The sequence below is a fragment of the Terriglobus sp. YAF25 genome (assembly GCF_052113305.1).
Lineage (GTDB): Bacteria > Acidobacteriota > Terriglobia > Terriglobales > Acidobacteriaceae > Terriglobus.
The window spans coordinates 1-6,677 of record NZ_JBFRCY010000186.1 but is presented as its reverse complement, the minus strand read 5'-3'; the positions used below and the strand labels follow the sequence as shown (position 1 = coordinate 6,677).

General features: G+C 58.6%; 6 protein-coding genes. 1 reads left to right on the top strand and 5 read right to left on the bottom strand.

Features of this window, described 5'->3' with window-relative positions:
• Positions 1-18 precede the first annotated feature (18 nt).
• Both AB4043_RS09825 and AB4043_RS09820 read right to left on the bottom strand, forming a co-directional pair.
• Entirely contained in the window at positions 19-759 is a 741-nt protein-coding gene (locus tag AB4043_RS09825) for a hypothetical protein (RefSeq protein ID WP_442306964.1), read from the bottom strand.
• 136 nt (positions 760-895) lie between these two features.
• Positions 896-2,209, bottom strand: coding sequence for an MFS transporter (locus tag AB4043_RS09820; protein ID WP_442301385.1), 1,314 nt, complete (start codon positions 2,207-2,209; stop codon positions 896-898).
• 130 nt (positions 2,210-2,339) lie between these two features.
• Here AB4043_RS09820 and ggt point away from each other — a divergent pair, with 130 nt between their 5' ends.
• The gene (gene ggt / locus AB4043_RS09815) at positions 2,340-4,151 is read left to right on the top strand and encodes a gamma-glutamyltransferase (protein WP_442306963.1); all 1,812 of its coding nucleotides are present in this window, start codon (positions 2,340-2,342) and stop codon (positions 4,149-4,151) included.
• Positions 4,152-4,289: 138 nt separating this feature from the next.
• Here the strand turns inward: ggt and AB4043_RS09810 are convergent, their stop codons facing one another.
• The 3 genes from AB4043_RS09810 to AB4043_RS09800 all read right to left on the bottom strand — a co-directional run.
• Positions 4,290-5,174, bottom strand: coding sequence for a haloalkane dehalogenase (locus AB4043_RS09810; protein WP_442301387.1), 885 nt, complete (start codon positions 5,172-5,174; stop codon positions 4,290-4,292).
• Positions 5,171-5,758: a TetR family transcriptional regulator C-terminal domain-containing protein gene (locus tag AB4043_RS09805; protein WP_442301388.1), complete on the bottom strand. Its 588-nt coding sequence runs from the start codon at positions 5,756-5,758 to the stop codon at positions 5,171-5,173. Before AB4043_RS09805 ends, AB4043_RS09810 begins: the two co-directional genes overlap by 4 nt.
• 117 nt (positions 5,759-5,875) lie before the next feature.
• Positions 5,876-6,677 (bottom strand): LysR family transcriptional regulator (locus AB4043_RS09800; protein ID WP_442306962.1); only part of this gene is annotated, 802 nt, incomplete at its 5' end.

The following is a 6,677-nucleotide window of genomic DNA, read 5'->3' as shown; positions in this document are numbered from 1 at the left end:
GACAAAAAACAAAAAAGGCTATTTCGAAGGCTCGATCTTCGTCGCTCTATCGTTGACGAAGGTCACGTCATAGGGCTTGCCCAGGTTGTAGTAATGCACGGTGCGGTCGCCCTTCTTTTGGCTTCCGCTCTGGCTCACCTGGCCTAAAGCCATCATCATCATGTTCTCGCTCATGCCGAGCTTGGCCTCATGTTTGTCGATCGCGGCCCAGTTCTCCACTCCCCAGTGTTTGTAGAGCGTGTGCGGGTCGTCGTAGAAGAACATCTCGTCCAGGTAGAACGTGTACTGGCCGTTTTCGATGTAGCCGACGGTTGCGGCATAGGTCGCTTTGTCGTCCGGATTGGAGAAGACCGCCATGATGGCCGTGCTGTCGGCGGGGATACGCTGCGTCGCAATGACGCTTTTCGGCGGCCGCTGCGTGATCATGTCCTTGATGTCCATCGGCTGCGCACCCAGCAGAGTGCCGGCCTTCTTGCTCCACTGCACCTGTTTGCCGGCGTAGGGGAAGTACTCCATCTGGCCACCGGCGGAGATCCAGACGCGCTTGCCGATCAGGTCCCTGGCGTCCTTCATGGTGCTGGGGTAGAGGTGTTTCAGATGCACCATGTCATCGTCGGTCAGCTTCCACTCGAAGGTGGGTTTCTCAACGACTGCGGTTGCGGCCTGGTGGCGCTGATAGGCGATCATGCCCAGGCGGCCTCCGACAGCGAGGACGACGGCAACGGTACAGCCGATAGCGATCTTCTTCCCGGTCTCCATGCAGAGAAGCTTACTAGAATGCTCTAGCGCATTTCCCTGTTGCTGGGTATCCCGTGAGGGGCGTGCAGCGGCGTTTTCATTGCGGAAAACGCCCATAGATGCGGAAACCCTACATCACCCCCACAAGGAAAATGCTCTATTCCACCGGCTCAGCGACCGTCTGCATCTCGTTGGCGGAGAGCAGTGCCTCGGTCGTCAACTGATCGACATCGCGGAGCGGTTTGAAGAGGATGCTCCATAGCGCCGTGACGGTGACCGATAAAACACCGCCGACGACCACAGCACGCACGGCGCCCAGCCACTGCGCTGTCAGGCCGGACTCGAACTCGCCAAACTCGTTCGACGCCCCCAGGAAGAGCCAGTTCACCGCACTGACGCGGCCGCGCATCTCCGGTGGTGTTGCCATCTGCAGCAGTGACGAGCGGACGACGACGCTGACCATATCGCTCGCGCCTACAACGGCAAGTGCCGCCAGCGAGAGCCAAAGCGACTTCGACAGGCCGAAGAGAATTGTGGCCACACCGTAGATGCCGACACAGGTCAGCATCTTCTTCCCGGCGTCATGCCGGATCGGCCTCACTGTCAACAGCAACGAGACGGTGAGTGCGCCTACCGAGGGTGCGGCGCGCAGCATGCCCAGACCAGCGGGGCCGGCGTGCAGAATCTCCTGCGCGAATATGGGCATCAGCGAGACGGCGCCGCCCAGCAAGACGGCAAAGAGGTCCAGAGAGATGGAGCCCAGCAGCAGCTTTTTGCACCAGAGATAATGCATCCCAGCCAGCACCGTCTTGAGGCTTACGTTCTCCCGTCTGGCGGGTGCACCCTGCGGGTTCACCATGCTGATCAGGATGACGAAGGCGGTGAGTCCCGTAATGGTGAAGCAATAGACAATCGGCGCGCCGCGCAGAAAAGCCAGCGACCCGCTGAGGGGCAGGGTGAACAGAATGCCGCCCAGCGCCGGCCCAGCGACATTGGCGATCTGGAAGAAGGTTGCGCCCCAGGTCACGGCGTTGAAGAAGTCATCCCTGGGCACGAGTTGCGGCACCAGGGCAGAGCTGGCCGGGCCGCTGAAGGCGCGGCCGGTGCCGATCAAAAAGAGAACGCCGTAGATAAACAGGACATTCCTCGTGCCGGTGAGCGCCACCCACAGTAGGGCCGCCGTGCAGACCGCCTGCAGGATGTAGCAGATGCGGATGATGTTGCGGCGGTCGTAGCGGTCGGCGACGTGTCCTGCAAAGAGGGCGAAGAAGATGCCGGGAAGAAAGAGCGCCAGACCGGTGTAGCCGAGGTCGATGGCACGGTGCGTGATCTGGTAGACCTGCCAGGCTACGGCGATGGTCTGCGCTTCGGCGCCCAGAATGCCCACCAGGCGGGCTGACTGATAAAAGCGGAAATTGCGCGAACGAAAGGCGCTGGCTGCCGATCCCAGCCGTTGGGAAGAGTCTGACATTACAGTCCTAATGCTTTCATATCGGCCCTATGGCCGTCATGCTGTGATGTTTTTTCGATATGTCGTAGGACGGACGAGCCGAGGAAATAGTACGCACCGTATCTGCCGCCGCTTTGTGAATAGAAGATTTATGCTGGAGGCATCCGTACCGCTCATGAAGGAGCAATGCCCGTTGACTTTCCGGTCGATCGCTGCCGCCGTATCTCTGTTTTCGCTCGCTCTTCCCTTTGAAGTTGTTGCATTGCAGGCGCAGTCGCCGGAGCCGGTGCGTGCCCGCCATGGCATGGTGGTCAGCATTCAGCACGATGCCTCCGACGCCGGTCTGGACATGTTGAAACAGGGCGGGAATGCCGTAGATGCGGCCGTGGCTGTCGGCTTTGCTCTTGCGGTGGTTTTCCCGCAGGCCGGAAACATCGGCGGCGGCGGCTTCATGCTCATCCGGGACAAGCATGGCAAGACACACTTTCTGGACTATCGAGAGAAGGCTCCGGCGGCCGCCTGGGACAACATGTATCTCGACGAGAAGGGTAACGTCATTCCGCGCATGTCGATCACCGGCTACAAGGCCAGCGGCGTGCCAGGAACAGTCGCCGGGCTTACCTATGCGGAACAGCACTTCGGTAAGCTCGGCCTGGCGAAGGTCATGGCGCCCGCCATCCGTCTGGCGGAAGAAGGCTTTACTTTCAGCGATGAGGAGGTTGGTACGCTGCATAGCGCCAACCTGGCGAAGTTCCCAACATCGCACCGCATCTATCAGCGCGACGGCAACTTCTATACACCCGGCGAAGTATTCAAACAGCCGGAGCTGGCGGCCACGCTGCGCCGCATCGCCGCCGATCCCACTGAGTTCTACAAGGGGAAGATGGCGCAGCAGATCGCCGACTTCGAGGCGAAGAACGGCGGTCTGATCACCGCCGCCGATCTGGCAGCCTATGAAGTGAAAGATCGCAAGCCCATCGAGGGTAACTATCACGGCTACCACATCATCACCTCGCCTCCGCCGAGCTCGGGCGGCATTGTGCTGCTGGAGTCGCTGGGCATTCTTACCGGCTATGACCTGCCGAAGTTCGGCTCCGACCGTAGTGCGGCGCAGGTCAACCTGATCATCGAAGCGTATCGCCGCGCCTTCATGGACCGCGGGGACTATCTCGGCGATCCCGACTTCATGAAGATGCCACTGAAAGAGATGGCCAATCCGAAGTATCACGAGGCCTGGCGCAAGACCCTCGCCGTCGGCAAGCCCACCCCATCGAAGGACCTGGTGCGTCCTGCAGGCTTCATGCCTCCCGCACCCACGGTTCCGCCGGCAAAGGAGTCGACCGAGACCACGCACTTCTCCGTGATGGATTCCGACGGCATGGCGGTGTCCAATACCTACACGCTGAACTTTCTCTTTGGCTCTTCTGTTACTGTCGATGGTCTTGGTTTCCTGCTCAACGATGAGATGGACGACTTCGCCTCTAAGATGGGCGTGCCTAATGGCTTCGGGCTGATTCAAGGTCCGGCAAACGCGATTGCTCCCGGCAAGCGTCCACTCTCGGCCATGACGCCCACCATTGTGACGACGAAGAATCACTGGTACCGCAAGGGCAAGGTACGTTTCGTGCTTGGCTCACCCGGTGGCCCCACCATCATCTCGACGGTGGCCAACAACATCATCTCTATTCTCGACAATCATCTGAACGTACAGCAGGCGGCAGACGCACCGCGCTTCCATCACCAGTACCTTCCCGATGAACTAAGCGTGGAGAAGAAGTTCCCACTCGACGTGGTGGAGCAGTTGAAAGCGATGGGTTACACCATCAAACGTTCCGGCGAGTTCGATGAGAAGAACCCAGGCGTCTGGGGTGACAGCGAGTTGATCGCTGTTGATCCAAAGACGGGAGAGCTGCTCGGTGGACACGATGGGCGGAGGCACTATGGCAAAGCAGCAGGATATTGAGAAGAGTTAAAAGTTAAAGGTTGAAAGTTAAAGCGTTAAGGCATGGGTAGCAAGAACTTTGTTCTTCACCCATGCCTTCGCTTTTTCGCTCGATGTGGCAATGCATTTTGCCTCACCCGCGCGTTAACGCTTTGACTTTTAACTTGCAACTTTTAACTCTTCAATCCATTCCTTGATGTTGGCTCCAATCACATCCGGATGATCTTCCTGGAGATAGTGAAGGCCCGAGCGAAGCTGGACGACTTCGCAGTTCTTCAGGTTCTTCGTGAAGCCTTCTGCGAATGCCGGTGAGATCAACGCGCCTGGATTGCCCACAAACAACAGCTTCGGATAGGTTGATTCGGCGAGTGCTTGGTGTGCTTCTTCCATCGTGGCGTATACATCGCTGGGAGTTCCGGCGATGGGCAGCTCGTTAGGAAAACGCCAGGTGGGGCGGCGTGATTCCGGTGTCGGAAAGGGAGCGCGGTAGACCTCCATCTCTTCTTCGGTGAACTTCCGCATGGTTGCTGCCGGAAGTACGCGTTCGATAAAGACGTTGTTCTCCAGGATCATCTCTTCACCCACACCTGGTGTTCTGAGGCGTTTGAAGGTGTCGATCTGCTCCGGATGGAAGTCGTTCCAGGTGGGCATGGGGCGAATGAACTCCATGAATGCAAGCCCGCGCACAAACTCCGGTTTACGTGCGGCAAGATGGAAGGCAAGAGCCGTGCCCCAGTCCTGCGCGACGAGATACGCCGATGTGATGTTCATCCGTTCAAGAAATGCATCGAGATAGCGGGCATGATCCGCAAAGCGATATTCGATTGCGGGCTTGCCCGACTGCCCAAAGCCGATCAGGTCCGGAGCGATGCAATGCGCTACCGGAGCGACGAGCGGAATAATGTTGCGCCAGATATACGACGATGTCGGGTTCCCATGGAGGAACAGAGCCACTGGAGCTCCAGGAGTTCCTGCTTCGCGGTAGGCCATGGTCGAGCCCAGAACCTCGACCTGAGACAGCATCACATCACTCAGTACGTTCATCGTTGCTCCTTGAACACGGTTTGAAAGATGATCTTGCGGAAGCGCTCCAGCGCCGCCGGTCCACGCTCAACCTTCATGCGAAGAATGGCTCCCTCCCACGACGAAAGAAGAAACTCAGCCAGGTCAACTGGATCAAAGGTGTTGTCGATCTCTCCGGTCGCCTGTGCCTCGGCGATGCAGGCGGCAAAGGGGATCCGCCACTCCTCGAAGATCTCCTCCAGGCGTTGGCGCAGGGGCTTGCTGTGCGAGACCGTCTCCAGGCTGAAATCGCCGATCAGGCATCCACGGCCCCACTTATCTGCGGCCAGCACGTCGCTGATGATCTCCAGGTAACGCTCCAGCCGCTGCCGCGGGGAAAGCGTCTTGTCACCCAGCGATCGCTGGATGTGCCCCTGCAGGTTCTCGAAGTAGCGGTCAAGGACCTCCTGGGCAAAGGCTTCCTTCGAACGAAAGTGGTTGGTAAACGATCCATGCGGAGCTCCGGCCGCTTCACAGATGTCGCGGACCGAAGCCCCCTGATACCCGGCTTTGAACATCACCTTCAGACCGGCCTTGAGAATGTCCTCACGAAGAGAAGGGCGCATGACAATTCAATACGCTTGTGCGTATTGAATTGTCAATGTTGAAATTTGCCGTTGCCACCTACATTTACTTGGGCCCCTCCGGCCTATGGATGGCTCATCGGTAATTCTCTAGCGCAATCAGCGATCGAGTGCGTCTTTCGCTGCCTTGCTAATGGCGCGCCGAATGGCTCGCCCAGCCATTGAGGACCACATGATCGAATTTCCGCAAAGCCACATCGTCCTCTTGTAGGCTGTCAGCACCTCCGCCTTCACCCCCGCTGGTAGTGGGTGGGCAGCTAGCCTTGGCATGACGGTGAAGCCTCCGCCTTGCCCCACCATGCCCACGACCGTCGAGTCRTCCTGTACAGATACTTTGTGCTTCGGCCGGTATCCCAGGGCAGAAAGAATTTCAGGAACACACGAGGAGCAGTTCTCATTCCACAAAATGATCCGGTCCATCGCTGCCTGTCTACCTTTCTCGGGACGTATCAAAAGGTAGTAGTCGAAGCCCAGTACACATGACCGCAGGGAGGCTGGTGGCCTGCCGGTTGTGATACCAAAGTCCGCGTTCCCCTGGACTACCTGCTCCCCTACACCGCCGCCAACTTCGCGCACGATCTGAATGGAGACGTCGAGGTCGGGATTCCGGGACAACAATCCGTTGAGGGCAGGCGGCAGCAATTGGCTGATTGCACTCCGGAAACCCGCAATGCGGATGCTGCCGGACATGGACGCACCTCGGCCTGCCAGCTTCCCCTCAACGGCAGCAAGGGCGTGATGGGCCTGTCGCAGCAAAGGACGCAGGCGCTGCAGTTCTTTGCCTGGAACACAACCGCTCCGTCCGCGAACGACCAACTCGAAGCCATATCGTTCCTCCAACGCAACGATTGCTTTGGAGACAGCCGACTGGGTGATACCAAGATCGGCTGCAACGCTGGTG